Raw genomic sequence first — 17,838 nt, 5'->3', positions numbered from 1 at the left:
CGCCGCTCCCCGGCGCGCTCCGTCAGAGGCGTGCTCCGTCAGACCACGGCGTTGCCGGCCGGCGGTACCGAAGCCGCCCCCGCCTCGTACAGCGCATGGGCCGCCCGCAGCACCAGATCGTCCCGGTGGCGGGCGGCCACGAGCTGCAACCCCACCGGCAGTCCGTCCTCGTCCAGGCCCACCGGCACGGTCGCGGCCGGCTGCTGGGTCAGGTTGAAGGGGTACGTGAACGGCGTCCACCCCGTCCAGCGCCGGAAACCCGAGTTCCTCGGCACCTCCGCCCCCGCCTCGAACGCGGTGAGCGGCAGCGTCGGCGTGACGAGCAGGTCGTACCGCTCGTGGAAGAGGCCCATGCGGCGCCCCAGGTCCATCCGGACGTCCACCGCCGCCAGGTACTCCAGCGCGCTCAGCCCGGCCCCCTGCCCGCAGATCTCCCGCAGCCCCGGGTCGAGCGACGCCCGCTGCTCCGGGGAGAAACGCTGGGTCACCCGGGCCGCCCCCGCGAACCACAGCGCGTGGAACGCCTCCACCGGGTCGCTGAAGTCCGGGTCGGTCTCCTCGACGTACGCCCCCAGCCCGGCCAGCCGCGTCACCGCCCGCCGTACCGCCGCCGCGACCCCCGGACGGACCGCCACCTGGCCGCCCAGCGTCGGTGAGAACGCCACCCGCAGTCCGCGCACGCCCCCGGAGAGACCGGCCGTGAAAGGCCCCGGGGCGGGACCCAGCGCCGACCAGTCCCGGGCGTCCGGGGTGCCGATCACGTCCAGCAGCAGTGCCGCGTCGGCCGCGTCCCGGGTCATCGGACCCACGTGCGACAGCGTGCCGAAGGCGCTCGCGGGGTAGAGCGGCACCCGGCCGTACGTCGGTTTCAGGGCGAAGACTCCGCAGAAGGCCGCCGGGATGCGCACGCTGCCACCGCCGTCCGTGCCCAGGGACAGGGGCCCGGCACCCAGGGCGACGGCCGCCGCGCTGCCGCCGCTCGAACCGCCGGCGGTGCGGGACGGGTCGTACGGGTTGCGGGTGATCCCGGAGAGCGGGGAGTCGGTCACGCCCTTCCAGCCGTACTCGGGGGTGGTGGTCTTGCCGATGAACACCGCGCCGTGTTCACGGAGCCGGGCGACGGAGGGCGCGTCCTCGTCCCAACTCCCGTCGGCGGACACCGTCCTGGAGCCGCGCAGGGTCGGATGGCCGCGCATCAGCAGGATGTCCTTCACCGTCACCGGGACGCCGTCGACCAGGCCCTTCGGCTCGCCCCGCCGCCACCGCTCCGCCGACTCCGCCGCCTGTGCCAGGGCGTCCTCCTCGGTGAGGCGGACGAAGGCGTTGACCTCCGGCTGGATCCGGGCCGCCCGTTCCAGGACCGCCCGGGTGGCCTCCACCGGGCCGAACCCGCCGGTGCGGTAGCCGTCGAGGAGCTGTCGGGCGGTGAGGCCGGTGAGGCCGGTGAGGTCGGTGAGCTGCATGAGGGGCACCCTCCCGGGGGTCAGTGACCGGGCACGTAACCGCGCTTCTTGTCGACCACGTTCGGCAGAGATCTGCCCGCCGCCCACCGCTCGTACAACTCCACGAACTGAGTGCCCAGTTCGTCCCGCCAGCCGATCGTGTCCCCGCTCATGTGCGGCGAGACGATGAGACCCGGCACGTCCCACAGCGGGCTGTCGGCGGGCAACGGCTCGGCGGTGAAGACGTCCAGGGCCGCGGCGGCGATCCAGCGCCGGGTCAGCGCCCGCACCAGCGCGTCCTCGTCGACCAGCCGGCCCCGGCCGACGTTGATGAAGCAGGCCGACGGCTGCATCACGCCGAAGCGGTGCGCGTCGAACATGCCCTGCGTCTGCTCGGTCAGCGGCGCGGCCGCGATCACCCAGTCCGCGCGGGACATCAGCCGGTCCAGGTCGTCGGGGCCGTGGATGCCGGTGCGCGGGACGCGGCCGACCAGCGCGGTGGTGATGTCGAGCGCCTTGAGGGTGCGGACGATGGCCCGGCCGATCGGGCCGGAGCCCACCACACACGCGCGGGTGCCGGCGACCCGGCGCGCCTCGCGGTGCCGCCAGGTCCGCTCCCGCTGGAGGCCGAGGGTCTCGGGGAGGTCCTTGGCGATCGCCAGGACCAGCGCGGCCACGTACTCGGCGATGGGCCGGTCGAAGACCCCGCGCGCGTTGGTGACGACCGTGTCGGACGCGGCCAGTTCGGGGCACATCAGATGGTCGACGCCCGCGCTCGCCGTGTGCACCCAGCGCGGCCGCGGCCCCTCGCCCGGCCAGGCCTCGCGGACGGCGTGCGAGGCGAAGTCCCAGACCAGGAGGGCATCGGCGGCAGGCAGCCGGGCCGCCAGGCCCGCCGCGTCCGTGTGCACGATCCGGGCGCGGCCGGTGAGCCGGCCGAGCCGCGGGGGCGGGTCGGCGTCGAGGACCAGCAGGGTGGGGACGGGCGGTGTCATTCGGGGCGGTCTCCCGGCGTCCGGCAGCGTCTGACATGAGCGGATTGAACGTCTGAGATGCGCGGATTGACCACGCTCGCACCCGAACCTACCTTCGTCAACACGGGCGTGACCATCGACCGTTGCCCTCGACTTCCAGCGTGAGGCCGGTGACTTCCCATGGACGTCTCCTTTCTGGGCGGACCTCGTCCCCAGCGCGGTGTCGGCGTCGTGGCGCCCTTCGATTTCGCCCTGGACCGCGAACTGTGGCGCTGGGTGCCCGACGACGTGTCCCTGCACCTGACCAGGACGCCGTTCGTGCCGGTCGAGGTCAGCCTCGACCTGGCCCGGCTGGTCAGCGAGCACGAGACGCTCGGCGAGGCGGTGCGCGCGCTGACCGCCGTCGCACCCGAGGTGGTCGCCTACGCCTGCACCTCCGGCAGCTTCGTCGGCGGCATCGCCGGGGAGCGCGCGATGTGCGAGGCGATGACCCGGTCCGGCGCGCTGCCCGCGCTCACCACCTCCGGTGCGCTGCTCGACGCGCTGGCCGAGCTGGGCGTACGGCGGCTCGCGCTGGTCACGCCGTACACGGTCTCGGTGACGCGGGTGCTGGAGGAGTACGTCGCGGAGGCGGGCGTCCAGGTCGCCGGAGTCGCGTTCATGGGGCTGACCCGGCACATCTGGCAGGTGCCGTACCGGGACGTGGTCGCCATGGCCCGGCAGGCGGTACGGCCCGGGGCCGCCGACGCCCTGTTCATCTCCTGCACCAACCTGCCCACCTACGACGTCATCCCCCAGCTGGAGGCCGAACTGCGTGTCCCCGTCCTGTCGGCCAACCAGGTCACGATGTGGGCGGCGCTGCGCAGGCTGGGTACCCGAGCCGTTGGGCCCTATCAGACGCTGATCGGTCATCCGGACGGATCGGCGCCGCGGGAGTGGCCCGTACTGCCGGAAGAACAGCAGGAAGGGTGGACATGACAGCGCTCGGAATCCTCTATCCGGGGCACTCCGCGGAGGACGACTATCCGCGCATCGAACAGCTCCTCGGCAGCGACATCCGGGTGGACGTCGTCCACACCGACATCGGCGAGGACGCGCACCGGGTGGACGCGCTGCGGGAGATGGGATCGGCCCGGCGGCTGGCGGCCGGGGTGGACGAACTACGGCTCGCGGGCGCGGACGCGGTGGTGTGGGCGTGCACCAGCGGCAGCTTCGTGTACGGCTGGCAGGGCGCCCACCAGCAGATCCGTGACCTCGCCCGGGCTGCCGGGCTGCCGGCGTCGTCCACGTCCTTCGCGTTCGTGCACGCGGCGCGGGAGATCGGGGTACGGCGGGTGGCGGTCGGCGCGACCTACCCGGACGACGTGGCGCAGCTCTTCGCGGACTTCCTGCGGGCCGGGGGCCTGGAGGTCACCGGGGTCCGTCCGTCGGGGATCGTCACGGCGGCGGAGGTGGGGACGTGGGGGGAGGAGGAGGTGCTCACGCTGGCGCGGACCGCGGACGCCTCCGGCGCGGAGGCGGTGCTCCTCCCGGACACGGCGCTGCACACGGCGGCGCATCTTCCACTTCTGGAGAAGGCGCTGTCCAAGCCGGTGCTCACGGCGAACCAGGTGACCGTGTGGGAGGGCCTGCGGCTGGCCGACCGCCGGGTGAACGAGCCGGCGCTGGGCACCCTGTTCACCCGCCAACCGATCATCCAGGCCTGACAAACCCCCGCACCAGGGGACTCCGCCCCCTGGCCCCCCGAAAACCTCCGCCCACCCACCACCCGACTCGGTCGGTACGAAGGAACCGAAGAAGCCGAAAAATCTCAGCGGCACCCTGCCGGCGCCGGTAAGCGATACCCCCGTGCCCTCGGCTTCACCGGCGTCAGGAATAACCGGAGCCCTCCTCCTGTTACCGCTCACTAGTACAGCTCACGGTCGCAAACAGGAGGCTCTCAGCGTGTCGGCAGACGAGATCCGGGGCATCACGCACGGGACCGCCCCCGTCCCCCTCTCCGTACTGGACCTGGTGACCGTCGGCACCGGCAGTACGGCCGGCGACGCCCTGCGCACCAGCGTGGAGCTCGCGAAGCTCTCCGAGGCCCGCGGTTTCCAGCGGTTCTGGGTCGCCGAGCACCACTCCATGCCGGGTGTGGCCTCCTCATCGCCCGCCGTGATCCTCGCCCACCTCGCCGCCCACACGGAGCGCATCCGGCTGGGTTCGGGCGGTGTCATGCTGCCCAACCACGCGCCGCTCGTCATCGCGGAGCAGTTCGGCACGCTGGAGGCGATGGCCCCGGGGCGGGTCGACCTGGGCCTCGGCCGGGCGCCGGGCACGGACGGGGCCACCGCGGCCGCCCTCCGCCGCACTCCGACCCTCAACGAGGGCGCCGACGACTTCCCCCAGCAGCTCGCCGAGCTCACCCGGTTCCTGGACGACGACTTCCCGGACGGGCATCCGTACCGCCGGATCCACGCCATCCCCGGCCCCATCCAGAGCACCAGCCCCGGCGGTGTGCAGTCCCCGCACCGGCCGGTCGTCTGGCTGCTCGGCTCCTCCGGCTTCAGCGCCCGGCTCGCCGGCATGCTCGGGCTGCCGTTCGCCTTCGCGCACCACTTCTCCGCGCAGAACACCATCCCGGCCCTGGACCTCTACCGCGAGTCCTTCACCCCGTCCGCCGTCCTCGACGCGCCCTACGCCCTCATCGGCGTCTCCGCGCTCGCCGTGGACGAGGAGCGCGAGGCCCGGCGCCAGGTGCGGGCCGGCGCGGTGAACATGCTGCGGCTGCGCACCGGGCGGCCCGGTCTGTTCCCCGACCCCGACGAGGTGGAGAACCACGAGTTCTCCCCGATGGAGGAGGAGTTCGTGCACTCCTGGACCGCCAACATCGTGCACGGCACCGCCGACGAGGTGCGCGCCGGTCTCGACGACCTCCAGAAGCGCACCGGCGCCGACGAGCTGATGCTCACCACGCACGCCCACCGCGGCGAGCTGCGCCTGCGCTCCTACGAACTGATCGCCGACGCCTACGGTTTGCCGACCGGGGTGTCCGCGTAGGTCCGGGTGCCCAGCAGCTCGGAGATACGATCCGGCGTCACCGGCCGGGAGTACAGCCACCCCTGGCCGGTGTCGCAGCCGATGTGCCGCAGCCGTGAGGCCTGCGCCGAGGTCTCGACGCATTCGGCGGTGACGGTGAGGCCGAGCCGGTGGGCCAGCTGGATCATCGCCTCCACGACGACCTCGTCGGCGGGGTTCGGACGGTCGCCCGGGTCGTCGTACTGGAAGCCCCGGACGAAGGAACCGTCCAGCTTGAGGACCGAGACCGGCAGCCGGCTGAGGTAGGCGAGGTTGGAGTAGCCGGTGCCGAAGTCGTCGATGGCGATGCGGACGCCCATGTCGCTGAGGGCCTGAAGGGCCTGCAGCGGGCGGCCCGCCGAGCCCATCACCGCCGACTCCGTCAGCTCCAGCTGGAGCAGATGCGGCGCCAGGCCGGTCTCCGCCAGGGTCTGCGCCACGTCCGCGACCAGGTCGGAGTCCCAGACCTGGCGCACGGCCACGTTCACGCTCACGAAGATCGGCGGCTCGCCGGGGTGGTCCAGCTGCCACCGGCGGGCCTGCCGGCAGGCGGTGGTCAGGGCCCAGCGGCCGAGCGGGACGATCGAGCCGTCCTCCTCCGCCAATCCGATGAACCGATTCGGCGCTAGTGTGCCGAACTGCGGATGATTCCATCGGACCAGAGCTTCGACCCCGCTGAGCCGCCCGTCCTCCATGCCCACCAGCGGCTGGTACTCGAGCACGAACTCGCCGCGTTCGATGGCCGGGCGGAGGGTGGAGGAGAGCGCCTGGCGGGTGACCAGGTGGGCGTTGCGCTCCGGGTCGAAGAGCGTCCAGCGGGACTTGCCGTCGGCCTTCGCCCAGTAGAGGGTCGTGTCGGCGGCCTGCATCAGACCGGTGGCCGTCGTACCCGCCGCATGGCGCTCCACCACCCCGATCGAGGCCGACAGGGAGAGCCGCTGGCCGGCCAGGTCGAACGGCGCCTGGAGAGCCGCCAGCGCCGACTCGGCCAGATCGGCCAGCTGCTCCGTGCCCGTCGAGTCCTCGACCAGCAGGGCGAACTCGTCGCCGCCGAGCCGGGCCACCAGCGGCGCCCCGGCCCGCGCGAAGCCGGCCTCGTCGGCGACCCGGGTCAGCCGTTCGGCGACGGCGGCCAGCAGCCGGTCGCCCACCCGGTGGCCGAGGGTGTCGTTGACCGCCTTGAAACCGTCAAGGTCCAGGTAGCACAGGCCGATTCGGCCGGTACCGCCCTGCTCGTACGACTCCGCCTCCAGCGCGGCCGAGAGGCGCTCGAAGAACAACGTCCGGTTGGGCAGCCGGGTCACCGGGTCATGCATCTGCAAGTGCCGCAGCCGGGCCTGGAGTTCGCGGCGCGCACTGATGTCGGAGACCGACAGCAGCACGCCCGGGGTGTCCTTCGCCAGCGGGGAGACGGTGACCTGGACCCACAGCGAGTGCCCGTCGGGGTGCTTGAGCCGGCGGGTGCAGCGCAACTTGGCCTGCCGGCCGCGCAGTACCTCGCGATAGGCGTGCCAGGTACGGGCGTCCGAGGCCAGGTCCACCAGATCCGCGGCGATCCGCCCGGTCAGGCCGGCCGGGTCGGCGCCGATCAGGGCGCCGAACGCCGCGTTGGCGGTACCGACCAGGCCTTCGCGGTCGACGACGGCCATGGGCAGCGCGGCGGCCGTGAAGGCGTGCTCGTATGTCTTCGGATCCGGCGTCGCGCCTGTCGGCTGTGTCGACTGCGTCGGCCGTGGCGCCGGTGTCGTCTGTGTGGTGTCTGCTGTCTCGCCTGTCTTCGGGTCGGCCGTCTCGTTGTACGACTTCCGACAGATGTTGTCACTCTCTGTGACGGCGGACCGGTCGAGGTCTGCCGCGGGCGTCGGCCCTTCGGACGTTCCGCTCACCGCTCGCTCCCGCAGTGCACTCGATCTCTGTCCGTGCAGGAAAGTGTGCCGATCATAGAGGCTGGCCCGAGGGCCTTCCAGCCACTGTCCAGTGTCCACGATGAAGCACCGGTTCTGACAGATCGTTTCTGCCCGCACCTGGACGGGTTCTTGAGCCGCCTGGCCACTTGTGACGTTCCGTGAGTTTGCCGGGGTGTCGGCCGTTCGGGTGCCTCACCCTTCTGGTGCAGGTAAACAGGTCATATGGCAACAAACTCACACAGGCTGGGTGGCGGTGTCCCGCGAACCGCCCCGGAGGTCCTTCCGTGCCGCGTCTCCTGCTGCGCAGCACCGCCGCCGTGTTCACCACGATGTCGGCGCTCGTCGCAACGACGATCCTGACCGGACCGTCGGCCGCCGAGCCGTTCTCCACGGCTCCCTGTGCCCTGCACCGCACCGACGCGCACCACTCCGAGGGCGTCGACACCTGGAACGCCGCCTACACCCGCCCCACCCACCCGCTCTCGGCCGTCATGGTGTTCCTCTCCTTCCCGGACGCGCCCCCGCGCACCACCCCCGCGGAGCTGGCCGCCGACCACTTCCCGGCCACCAGCCGCTACTTCGAGCAGGCCTCCTACGGGAAGTTCACCATCCGGCCGCACCCGCTGACGCACTGGCTGAGAATGCCCCGGCCCTCGGTCGCCTACGGCATGAAGCGCGACTGGAACCTGGTGCTGCGGGCCGCCTACCTGCGGGACGCGTTCGCGGCGGCCGATCCCGAGGTCGACTTCTCGCGCTACGACGTCGTGTACCTGGTGGCCGACCCGGACGCGCCGGGCGTCGACTCCGACGCCACCAAGGTGGTCAACCTGGACGTCCCGGTGCACGTCGACGGAACGGACCTCCGCCGGGTCGTCACCGTCTTCGAGAGGCATCCGCCGGACCGGCTGGTTCTCGCCCATGAGACCGGGCATGTCTTCGACCTCCCCGACCTCTACCACCGTCCGGTGGACGGCAAGGGCGACTGGGACACCTTCGTCGGCGACTGGGATCTGATGGGCAGCCAGTTCGGGCTGTCCCCGGACCTCTTCGCCTGGCACAAGTGGAAGCTCGGATGGCTGGATCCGCGCCAGGTGGTGTGCGTACGGGGGACCCGGCCGGCCCGGCTGACCCTGGAGCCGCTGTCGGCCGGGCCGGGGGTGCCGGAGGAGGGCGCCGCGGGCGCGCCGGCCTTCGGGCTCGGCGGCGGCACCAAGCTGGCGGTGGTGCGCACCGGGCCCGACAGCGTGCTGGCCTTCGAGGCGCGGGGCGCGTCCGGGAACGACAGCGCGGCCTGCCGGCAGGGCATCCTCGTCTACCGGGTCCGCGACCAGACGGCCTCCGGCGGCGGCCCGATCGAGGTGGTCGACGCCCATCCGCACAGTGAGGCCTGCTGGGAGAACTCCGTCTACCCGCCGCTGGCCGACGCCCCGGTCGCCCTCGGTGAGAGCTTCACCGTCCCGAGGGACGGCGTACGGGTCGAGGTGGAGGGGCGGACGGCGTCCGGCGCGTGGAACGTGAAGATCACGCCGGGGGAGCTGGACTGACACACGGGCCAAGGGGCCGGAAACACGAAAGGCCAAGCTCGCAGGAGCTTGGCCTTTCGCCTACTTCGCGTGCGCCGCCAGGGACTCGAACCCCGGACCCGCTGATTAAGAGTCAGCTGCTCTAACCAACTGAGCTAGCGGCGCCTGCTGACGTCGTAGACCTTAGCATCCTGATCGGCGGGAGGAAAAATCGATATCCGCACGGCCGAGCGGGCCGCCCGCACCGCCGCCCAGAGCAGGATTTCCGGTCCGGGGAGCCAGGGGTGCCGGGTGTCCGGGCCGACCAGCCAGCGGGCGCCGGCCGGGGCGGGGGAGCGGTCGCCGTTCAGTGCGGGGACGGTCACCGCGTCGCCGGTGCCGTGGCACAGCAGTGGCGGTACGGCCTGGCCGCGGCCGCCCCACTCCTCCCAGCCCAGCAGCGACGGCAGCCGGGCGGCGGTGCCGGGGGCGGCGAACAGGAGCATCCGGCCCCGGAACGCCGCGACCGGCCCGGAGCCCGGCCCCTCGTCCCACAACCGGTCCAGCATGCGGCGGCCGAACACCGCCGGGGCGTTCACCACGTCGAACACCGAGCCACAGGGCAGGACGACCGGGGCGTCCGGCCGCTGCTCCCACAGGGCGAGCGTGCTCCGCGGATACGTTCCTGCCGAGGCGAGCCAGGCGGCTCCGTCGGCGGTGACCCCGGCGGCGTCGGAACGGTCGCCGGGGCCGTGGAGGGGCGTCTCGTGCGGTGTGCGGCTCATAGGGAATTGATACCCATCGTGAGTCGGTGCTCGCCGTGAGTTGCGGAAAACCGGGACGGGAGGCAGCGGAAGGGGTATCTTGCCCGCCTGGCATATGCCGCGTGCGGTGCCCGGCTCCGCGGGGACCGCTAGAGGGGCTCCGCCGGCTCCGCGTCCTCGCTGCCCTTCAGCAGGTCCCGGCCGAACTCGACCATCTTCTTCGCGTAGTCCTCGGTCCACTCGGCCCGCGCGGCGATGTCGGCCGGGGTCAGACGGTCGAAGCGGCGCGGGTCGGCGAGCTGGGCGGCGGCCATGGCCTGGAACTCCACCGCGCGGTCGGTGGCCACCCGGAACGCCTGGGTCAGCTCGGTCGCGCGCGCCAGCAGCGCCCCGGGGTCGTCGATCGACTCCAGGCCGAAGAAGTGCTCCGGGTCGGCGACCGCTGCGACCGGCTCGAAGAGCAGGTGCGCGGGGCGTAGCCGCGGTTCGTTCCGACGCGGCGTGGGCTCCGCCATGTCTGGTCCTCCTCGTACGGTTCGGTGCCTACGGTTCGATGGCCACCGTCCATTCTCTCGCGCCCGCGCAAGCCCACCCCAAGGCCGCCGGATGACTCTGCGCTCACCGGCACCTCCGTCGGGGCCACCGGCCGACCCGGTGTTCGGCCAGGTGGGCCAGTACCCCGTGGCTCGCCCCCCAGTCGTCCGGGCTGTGGCCATCGGCCGCCTGCGGCGGCGCGCCGGGCTCCGTGCGGCGGACCGGGCGGTGAGCGGGGCGTTCGTCAGGGCCGCCAGCTGATCCGGTGTTCGGCCAGGTGGGCCAGTACCGCGTGGTTCGCCTCCCAGCCGTCGGGAAATTTGACGAGTGTGCCCAGCTGGACCGGTTCTGTCGACGGGTAGTCGTCCAGGAGGTCGGTCACGCCGGCGCGGCAGATCACGATGCAGGCCTGGCGGTGCCGGGAGGCCAGGACGCACAGGCGGCCCGTCTCCAGGTGGAAGGCGGTGGCGTCGGGGCGGCCGGAGAGCGGGTGGAGGACGACCGTCACGTCGTACTCGCGGCCCTGGAGGCGATTCGCGGTGTCGACGGTGATGTCCGTCACGCCCAGCTCCGCCAGGGCCGCGCGGACCGCCGCCGCCTGGTCCCGGTGGGCCGTGCCGACGGCGATCCGGTCGGCGGTGAGGGGGGACGGGTCGGGCGAGCGTTCGGAGACGGCCGCACCGCCCCGGTCGAGGAGCCGTCGTACCACCGTCGCCACCGCCCGGACCGCCTCCGGGTCGGTGCGCGGGGTGTGCCGGGCGGGCAGTTCCAGCAGGCCCCAGCCGGACTGGGCCGCCTCGTCGATCACCCGGTCGGGTCCGGAGCCGTCGGAGGCGACGGCGAAGGCCAGCCGCCGGTCGCCGTGGCCGGTGCCGCTGCGGAACGGGGTGTACGGGTAGAACGCGCCCGAGACGAGCGGGGCGGCGGAGGCGGGGAGGCGCCAGGAGACCGGGAGGCGGTGCTGCGGGAGCCCCGGGTTGTGGGCGAGGAGGGTGGAGACGGCCGAGGCCGAGGGGTCGTACGACAGGCCCGCCCACTGCTCGCTGCCCACGGTCGCGAACGGGTCCAGCTGGCCGGGGTCGCCCACGAACAGCGCCCGTTCGAACAGCCCGGCCACGGCCAGCAGCGAGTCCGAACGCATCTGGTACGCCTCGTCGACGATCGCGTGCCGCCAGGGCTCGTCCACCGTGACATGCGCCCACTTCGCGGCGGTGGACAGCACCACCGGCGCCTCTTTGAGATCGGCCGCCTTCGCCGACTTGCGGACGTTCGGCAGGTCGTCCAGCGCCTTGTCGTACGGGTCGGCGTCACTGCTGTGCAACCGGCCGACGGGCAGCTCCGGGTTCTGCTCGGCGAGCCGGAGGACCAGGTCGTCGACCTGCGCGTTCGTCTGCGCGACCACCATCAGCGGGCGGCCCGCGGCGGCGAGTTCGAGGGCCGCGCGGACCACCAGCGTGGACTTGCCGGCGCCCGGCGGGGAGTCCACGACCACACCCCGGGCGGTGCCGTGCAGGGTGTCGTGGAGGATCGCGTCGGTGGCGCGGGTGGCGGCCGCACCCGGGTCGAAATCGACGTCGGCCGTCACAGCACGTCCTCCTCGGTCACCGTGTCGGCCGCCTCCGACGCGGCCTCGCCCGGCGGGCCGCCGTGGGTCCACGGGGTCGCCTCCGGGTCGGGCAGCTTCGCCCCGCCGCGCTGCTCGTGTTCGAACAGGGTGAAGGTGAGCCGGTCGCCCTTCTCCGGGACCGACCCCACCTCCGGCTCCTTGCCCCGGCCCATCTTGTCCATGACCCGGAGCACCAGGACCCCCTCGGCCTCGTGCCCGACGAACTCCACGGACTGCGGCTTGCCGCCCAGCGAGCGGTACGCCTTCGCGCGCTCCCCGAGATGCGGCCGGTCCTCCGTGCGCAGGGTCACCAGCGGGCGCGGGCTGGGCCGCTTGCCCTCGCTGTACGCCATGACGACATCGAGGACCTCACCCGCGAACGCCTCCCCCGTCAGCCGCCGCCCCGCCATCACCAGCGGGTCGTCGAGCGCCTCCTGGGCGTCGAGCCGGGCCTGTTCCCGCTCGCGGGTGGCCAGCTTGTTGGCGGCGGTGACCGCGTCGTCCCGGCGCGGCTGCGGCGGCTCACCGGCGAGCACCCGGTCCCGGTGGCCGGTGAACGACCAGCGGTCGCGCGTCCACCGCTCCTCGACCCGGGCGCCCTCCGGCAGCCGGTGCAGCAGGTCGAGCCCGCGCCAGACCGCGTCCCAGGTGGGCCGGGTCCGGCTCGCGACGAGGTCGCGGATCTCCTGCTCGGCGGCGGTGAGGATCGCCAGCCGGGCGTCGGCCTGGAGGCCGTCCTCGGCGCCGGCCAGGGCGGTGCGGGCGCGGTCGTACCGCTCGAAGGCGGGGGCCAGCAGCTTGTTGTCGAACGCCGGGTCGGTGGCCGGGCCGGCCGGCGGGCACAGCAACTGCCCCTCGCCGTCCCGGGTCAGTTCGGCCACGCGCGCCGCCGCCGCGCCCGTGCTGCCGTCCGGAGGGCTGATCCAGGCGAGCAGCGCGCCCAGGTGCTGGTCGTCGACACCGGACTGCCCGGTCGCCCAGTGCCGGGAGAGCAGGTCCGTCACGGCGAGGAGGAGGGAGGAGCCGGGGACGCGGGCGCGCTCGCCGAAGTGGGTGAGCCAGCGGCCGAGCAACGGCACCCGGGGCGGGGCCGGATAGGGCGCCTCCGGGTCCTGCTCCGCCGTACGCCTAAAACGCATCGACCGCCCCAGCAGCCGTACGTACTCGATGCCCGCGCGGCCCGGGACGATCAACTGGGGTGCGTCCGCGCACAGTTCCACCTCGACCTTGACCCGCTTGCCGGTCTCCGGGTCGGTCTCGGTGCGCTCGGCGGCCTCGACCGAGTCGGCGTAGGAGTCCAGGTACGGCAGGACGACGTCGGCGAGCTCGGCGAGGAACGCGAACCGCAGGTCACGGTCGCGCGGCTGCGGTACGGCCAGCAGGCGCGGGGCGTCCCGGTCGGTGCCGACCAGGGCACCGAGGGGCGCACCCGCCTCACCCGAGGTGGTGAGCGGCACGAAGACGAGGGGGTGCCCGGACAGGTGCCGGTGGCGGACGGTCGCGGCGGGCTGGGCGGTGCCCGTGCTCACGGCTTCGAGCCGGGCCAGGGTGGTGATCAGGGACACATGGCCCCCTGGGCGCTCAGCGCTTCGGCGCGCAGGGCCGCCGCACGGCGCAGGGCCGCCACCGCCGGGTCGTCCGGGTCGCCGCTGTCACCGCGCGCCGCCGACAGGACGTCCTCGACGGTGGTCAGCCCGCCCAGCTCGGCCCGGACCGCGCGGCCGAGCGTGGTGACCTCGTCGGCCGCGCGGGAGCGCTGCCGGCAGTGGAAGGCCAGTTCGCAGGCGGACAGGCACTCGGGCGCGTAGGCCGCCGGGACCGCCTCGACGGCCGCCGTCAGCTGCTCGGCGGGCAGGCCGGGGGCGAAGCAGGTGCCCTCCGGCAGGGTGTCGGCGATGTCCTGGATGCGGGTGAGCCGGGCCAGCTGGCGGGCGGTGACCGCGCGCTGCTTGCGGACGTCGACGGCGGCGGCGGTGGGCAGGTTGGAGAAGTCCTTGGGGCAGACCAGCAGCACGTCGTGCCGCACCCGCGGGGCGGGGTCGAGCCGGGCCGCGACCTCCTCGAGGGCCAGCACGTACACCGCCGCCTGCCGGGCCGCCGCCCCCACCTTCGCGGGGTCCGCCGAACCGTCCAGCATCGGGAAGGACTTGATCTCCACGACCGTCCAGCTGCCGTCGGGGTGCACGACCACCGCGTCCGGCTCCAGGAACGCCGGGGAACCGGCCACCTGGAGGGCCAGCATCGGATGGTCGAGGAGAACCCAGCCGCCCGCCTCGCCCGCCTCGCGCAGCGCCAGTGCCGTACGGGCCGTACGTCCCTCGGGGCCGATCGCGGACAGGTCGGGCACGGCGGCCCGCTCGGCCGGCTCGGCGCCCGGATCGAGGTGCTTGCGCACCAGCCGCAGCAACTCCGCCCCGCCGTCCGCCTTCACCTTCGCCTCGAAGGCGTTGCCCCGGGTCAGCGCGAACTGCGACTGGCCGAAGGCCGACGGTGCGCCGAGGGCGCTCGCCAGCGCGGTCTTGTCCACCCCGGCGCCGTCCAGGATCGCGCGCCGCCGGCACCCCGGGTTCGCGGCGAGTGCCGCGAGGGCGCGCGCGTCGAGGGCCTTGGCGGGGACGTCGGGGCCGCGCAGCTCAGCGAGCTGGTGCCGGAGCGCCGTCCCCCGCGTCGGTGGGGGCGGCGTCCGGTTCGGCTCCGGAGGCGAGCCGGGACTCGCGCTGCGATGGAATGCGCTCACCCGCCGAAGTCTGGCATCCGCCACTGACAATCGGGGAAACTGCGCCGCCGGAGCGTGCTGCGACCAGTGAGGTGCCCCGGGTCACCCGGATCCGGACGAAGTTCGCGGCCCGCGTCACATACGGCGTGAGCAGGTAGCCGACGCCCATCACGAACGCGCCCGCGACCGCGTCCAGGAAGTAGTGGTTGGCGGTACCCATGACCACGAGCGCGGTCAGCAGCGGGTAGGCCACCCCGAGCACCTTGGTCAGGCGGTTGCCGCCGTGGCGCCACAGCATGACCCCGCACCACAGCGCCCAGCCGCAGTGCAGGCTCGGCATCGCCGCGTACTGGTTGGTCATGCCGCCCAGACCGCGCGGGGCGCTGGCGTCGCCGGCCCACCAGCCGTACGAGCTGTACTGCGCCATCGTGTCGACGAAGCCGTACTTCGCGTCCAGTAGCCGGGGCGGGCAGGTGGGCAGCAGGGTGAAGCCGATCAGTCCTATGAACGTGGACGTCATCAGCCAGGTGCGGGCCCGCCGGTAGACCTCGGCGCGCTTGCGGAACAGGAACACCAGGATCACCGGGGTGACCAGGTAGTGCAGCGAGGCGTACCAGAAGTCGGCCGGTACGCCGAGCCACGCCTCGCGGGTGAACAGGCGGTTGAGCGGGTGCTCGGCGTTGAGGTGCAGGGCCTTCTCGATGCGCAGGACCGTCAGGCCGTGGTCGACGGCGGTCGAGGTGTCCCCGCGCGCGAGCAGGCGGCCGGCCGTGTAGAAGCCGTACACCAGCAGGATCAGCGGCAGCTCGGTCCACCAGCGCAGTCGGGTTGGCGCAGCCACCTCGGTGCCCGTTTTCTCGGTCTGCGGCATCCGACTGCCTCCCCCTTCTCGTCCCTGTCTGCGCGGCACCCGGCTGGCCGACCGTGACACTTTACGTTGCGCGCAATCCCGCCCATGCAGGGCGCTCAGCCCTCAAAGACGCGGAGACCGCCCGCCGGGTTGCCCGTTCCCGGCGCGTTCCCAGGGTGGGTGATGATGGAGGTGTCCCGCTTCCGAATTTCTCCCGAAAGGTTCCCTCTCCATGGCACCGCGCATCCTGCTGGCCCGGCACGGACAGACGGAGTGGTCGCTGTCCGGCAAGCACACCGGCAGGACCGACGTACCGCTCCTGGAAGAGGGCCGGCGGGGCGCCAAGCTGCTGGGCGAGCGTCTGCACCGGCCGCCGTACGGCGCTCTCGCGGACGCCGAGATACGCACCAGCCCGCTGGCACGCGCGCGTGAGACGTGCGAACTCGCCGGGTTCGGCGAGCGGGCCGAGCGGTGGGACACGCTGATGGAGTGGGACTACGGCGCGTACGAGGGCCTGACCCCGGCGGAGATCCAGGCGGCCCGGCCGGGCTGGCTGATCTGGCGGGACGGGGTGCCCGGGGGCGAGTCCCTGGCGGAGGTGACCGCGCGGGCGGACGAGGTGGTGGCGTGGGCGCGCGCCGCCGACCGGGACGTGCTGGTGTTCGCCCACGGGCACATCCTGCGGTCGATCGGGGCGCGGTGGCTCGGGCTGCCGCTGGACTTCGCGGCACGGATCCGGCTGAACCCGACGTCGCTGTCGGTGCTGGGCTGGGCCTACGGGGAGCCCGCGATCGAGAGCTGGAACGACCTGGGGCACCTGGCCGGCTGACGGTGGGCGGGGGCGGGGGTGTGGTCGCTTGGGGGAGGCGCGACTGCCCGCAGCTAGGGAGAGACGGCGGGCGAAGCGCCCCGTAAGGGGCGCGGGGAACTGCGCGACCAGCCCCCACGCACCCGCACTCGAATCCCGGCCCTACACAACCCGCGGTGTCGACGCGTGCCGGTCCAGGAACTCCTGGACCCCACTCGCCCGCCGATGCGGCAGCAGCACCCGCGCCGTGCCCGCCAGCATCCCCTGGATCCGGGACGACTGGACCTGGCCCAGCAGGTCCAGGACCCGCAGCCCCGCCATCGCCGCCTCGTCGGGACGCCCCCCACGGGCGAGGTCGTCCGCGAGCTCCGCCGTGTACAGCGCGATGTTCCTCGTGAAGTGCGGATCCTGCAGCTCGGCGGCCCTGCGCGCATGCCGCGAGGCCCGCCGCCAGTCGCCCAGCGTGGACCAGCACTGCGCCTCCAGGCCTTCCAGCTCGGCCTCTCCGTAGAAGCTCATCCACTCGGGGTCGGCGTCCGAGTGGCCTCGCTCGAAGAGGGCCTGCGCCCGGACCAGGGCCTGCTCGCAGCCGGTGCGGTCGGCGAGCCCCGCCCAGCCGCCCGCCTCGCGCAGCGCGAGCAGGGACATCAGGCGGGCCGAGCCCAGCGGCCGGCCGACCCGCTGCGCGGCCTGCGCCGCGCGCACCGCTTCCCTCGGCCGCCCCGCGTCCCGCGCGAGGAATGCCGTGTTGCAGAAGGCGTGCGCCTCCAGCCCCGGGTCCCCGGTCATCCGCGCCGTCGCCAGCGCCTCCGCGTAGTGCGAGCGGGCGTCGTCGAAGCGGCCGGAGTCGTGGGCCAGCCAGCCCACCGAGATGGCCAGTTCACCGGCGCCCGAGTGCAGCCGGTCGGCGGTCGTCTGCCGGGTCGCGCCGGCGTCCAGCAGCGCGTACGCCGCGCGCAGCGGAGCCGCCGCGCGCCGGTACAGTCCGTCCGCGCCGTGCCGGTCGTCGAGCAGGCGGATCCGGCGTACGGCCTCCTCCAGGGCGGCCGCGTGCGAGGACCCGGCCCGGCGTACCGGCCGGTCCGCCGCCACGGCGTCGATGGTGGACCCCAGGGGGCCCAGCGTGGCGGCGGCCACCGTGGCGCCTCCGCCGGTCATGAATAGGCGACGCAGCACGTCGCTCTCCTCGTAGTTGTCGTGCGTCTCGTACGTGTCCTGCGGGTGATGCGTGTCCTGCGGTTCAAACCCGTCCGGTGGTCGAAACCCGTCCGGCGGGTCATACGGCTCGATGGCCCCTTGTGTCTCACCTCTCACGCGTGCGAGGGGTGTGTCCTCGGGCGGCCGTGCCCCGCGTCCGCGGACGGACGAGCGGGGCGCGAAGCCGAGGTCGGCGAGCGTGCGACCGGGGAACATGTGCAGGAACACCCGTTCGTACGCGTAGTTCGGGCAGCGGATCTCACCCGCCTCGACCCGGCCGATGTAGCGCGCGTCACAGCTCACCCGCTCGCCGATCTCGCGGGCGGCACGCCGAACCAGCGCGGCGAACTCGGCCGGCGAGTGCCGGCCGCGCAGTTGCCGGAAGGCGAGGTTCGGCCGTACCGGCCGATCGGGCTGCGACGGGGTCGTGGTTGACGACGCCATGGCCGGGTCCTCTCGTGCGAACCGTCGAACCATG

Annotated in this window: 15 protein-coding genes and 1 tRNA gene; 5 read left to right on the top strand and 11 right to left on the bottom strand. The window is 73.4% G+C overall.

Translation table 11 applies throughout. The features are described from left to right. Positions 1–38: 38 nt before the first annotated feature. The gene (locus ACFWXC_RS13105; protein WP_384477602.1) at positions 39–1,463 is read right to left on the bottom strand and encodes an amidase; all 1,425 of its coding nucleotides are present in this window, start codon (positions 1,461–1,463) and stop codon (positions 39–41) included. Positions 1,464–1,483: 20 nt separating this feature from the next. After that, positions 1,484–2,437 carry a D-2-hydroxyacid dehydrogenase gene (locus ACFWXC_RS13100; RefSeq protein ID WP_384477599.1) on the bottom strand — a complete coding sequence of 318 codons (954 nt, stop codon included), beginning with the start codon at positions 2,435–2,437 and terminating at the stop codon, positions 1,484–1,486. Between the two features lie 159 nt (positions 2,438–2,596). On the opposite strand from ACFWXC_RS13100, the gene ACFWXC_RS13095 reads away from it, so the two are divergent. From ACFWXC_RS13095 to ACFWXC_RS13085, 3 genes are all read left to right on the top strand, one after another. Next, positions 2,597–3,394, top strand: a complete 798-nt coding sequence (locus ACFWXC_RS13095; protein WP_384477596.1) for an aspartate/glutamate racemase family protein — start codon at positions 2,597–2,599, stop codon at positions 3,392–3,394. Continuing rightward, on the top strand, positions 3,391–4,122 hold the full coding sequence (locus ACFWXC_RS13090; protein WP_384477593.1) for an aspartate/glutamate racemase family protein: 732 nt from the start codon (positions 3,391–3,393) through the stop codon (positions 4,120–4,122). The genes ACFWXC_RS13095 and ACFWXC_RS13090 overlap by 4 nt, the downstream gene beginning before the upstream one ends. Before the next feature lie 238 nt (positions 4,123–4,360). Beyond that, positions 4,361–5,458, top strand: coding sequence for an LLM class flavin-dependent oxidoreductase (locus ACFWXC_RS13085; RefSeq protein ID WP_384477591.1), 1,098 nt, complete (start codon positions 4,361–4,363; stop codon positions 5,456–5,458). Here ACFWXC_RS13085 and ACFWXC_RS13080 read toward each other — a convergent pair. After that, positions 5,428–7,362 carry a putative bifunctional diguanylate cyclase/phosphodiesterase gene (locus tag ACFWXC_RS13080; RefSeq protein WP_384477588.1) on the bottom strand — a complete coding sequence of 645 codons (1,935 nt, stop codon included), beginning with the start codon at positions 7,360–7,362 and terminating at the stop codon, positions 5,428–5,430. The two genes, ACFWXC_RS13085 and ACFWXC_RS13080, sit on opposite strands and share 31 nt — an antisense overlap. Before the next feature lie 350 nt (positions 7,363–7,712). On the opposite strand from ACFWXC_RS13080, the gene ACFWXC_RS13075 reads away from it, so the two are divergent. Beyond that, a complete protein-coding gene (locus ACFWXC_RS13075; RefSeq protein WP_384477902.1) occupies positions 7,713–8,927 on the top strand; it encodes a M6 family metalloprotease domain-containing protein in 1,215 nt (404 codons plus the stop codon). A 70-nt stretch (positions 8,928–8,997) separates the two neighbouring features. Here ACFWXC_RS13075 and ACFWXC_RS13070 read toward each other — a convergent pair. From ACFWXC_RS13070 to ACFWXC_RS13040, 7 genes are all read right to left on the bottom strand, one after another. Beyond that, a tRNA-Lys gene (locus ACFWXC_RS13070) sits at positions 8,998–9,071 on the bottom strand. Beyond that, positions 9,062–9,670: a bifunctional DNA primase/polymerase gene (locus tag ACFWXC_RS13065; protein ID WP_384477585.1), complete on the bottom strand. Its 609-nt coding sequence runs from the start codon at positions 9,668–9,670 to the stop codon at positions 9,062–9,064. Before ACFWXC_RS13065 ends, ACFWXC_RS13070 begins: the two co-directional genes overlap by 10 nt. A gap of 128 nt (positions 9,671–9,798) precedes the next feature. After that, positions 9,799–10,164, bottom strand: coding sequence for a hypothetical protein (locus tag ACFWXC_RS13060; RefSeq protein ID WP_384477583.1), 366 nt, complete (start codon positions 10,162–10,164; stop codon positions 9,799–9,801). 263 nt (positions 10,165–10,427) lie between these two features. Then, complete coding sequence (locus ACFWXC_RS13055; RefSeq protein ID WP_384477580.1) at positions 10,428–11,768, bottom strand: AAA domain-containing protein; 1,341 nt, start codon at positions 11,766–11,768, stop codon at positions 10,428–10,430. After that, positions 11,765–13,354, bottom strand: coding sequence for a hypothetical protein (locus ACFWXC_RS13050; RefSeq protein WP_384477577.1), 1,590 nt, complete (start codon positions 13,352–13,354; stop codon positions 11,765–11,767). The genes ACFWXC_RS13055 and ACFWXC_RS13050 overlap by 4 nt, the downstream gene beginning before the upstream one ends. Then, positions 13,345–14,526 (bottom strand): hypothetical protein, encoded by a 1,182-nt coding sequence (locus ACFWXC_RS13045; protein WP_384477574.1) that lies wholly within the window; start codon positions 14,524–14,526, stop codon positions 13,345–13,347. The genes ACFWXC_RS13050 and ACFWXC_RS13045 overlap by 10 nt, the downstream gene beginning before the upstream one ends. Further along, positions 14,423–15,376 carry a phosphatase PAP2 family protein gene (locus ACFWXC_RS13040; protein WP_384477572.1) on the bottom strand — a complete coding sequence of 318 codons (954 nt, stop codon included), beginning with the start codon at positions 15,374–15,376 and terminating at the stop codon, positions 14,423–14,425. Before ACFWXC_RS13040 ends, ACFWXC_RS13045 begins: the two co-directional genes overlap by 104 nt. 211 nt (positions 15,377–15,587) lie before the next feature. Here ACFWXC_RS13040 and ACFWXC_RS13035 point away from each other — a divergent pair, with 211 nt between their 5' ends. Beyond that, a complete protein-coding gene (locus ACFWXC_RS13035; RefSeq protein ID WP_384477569.1) occupies positions 15,588–16,184 on the top strand; it encodes a histidine phosphatase family protein in 597 nt (198 codons plus the stop codon). 141 nt (positions 16,185–16,325) lie between these two features. Here the strand turns inward: ACFWXC_RS13035 and ACFWXC_RS13030 are convergent, their stop codons facing one another. Beyond that, positions 16,326–17,804 (bottom strand): hypothetical protein, encoded by a 1,479-nt coding sequence (locus ACFWXC_RS13030; protein ID WP_384477566.1) that lies wholly within the window; start codon positions 17,802–17,804, stop codon positions 16,326–16,328. Between the last annotated feature and the right edge of the window lie 34 nt (positions 17,805–17,838).

Origin of the sequence: Streptomyces sp. NPDC058683 (genome assembly GCF_042716195.1) — a bacterium.
Lineage (GTDB): Bacteria > Actinomycetota > Actinomycetes > Streptomycetales > Streptomycetaceae > Streptomyces.
The sequence above is the reverse complement of the archived record's forward strand: the minus strand, read 5'-3'. Positions and strand labels throughout refer to the sequence as shown.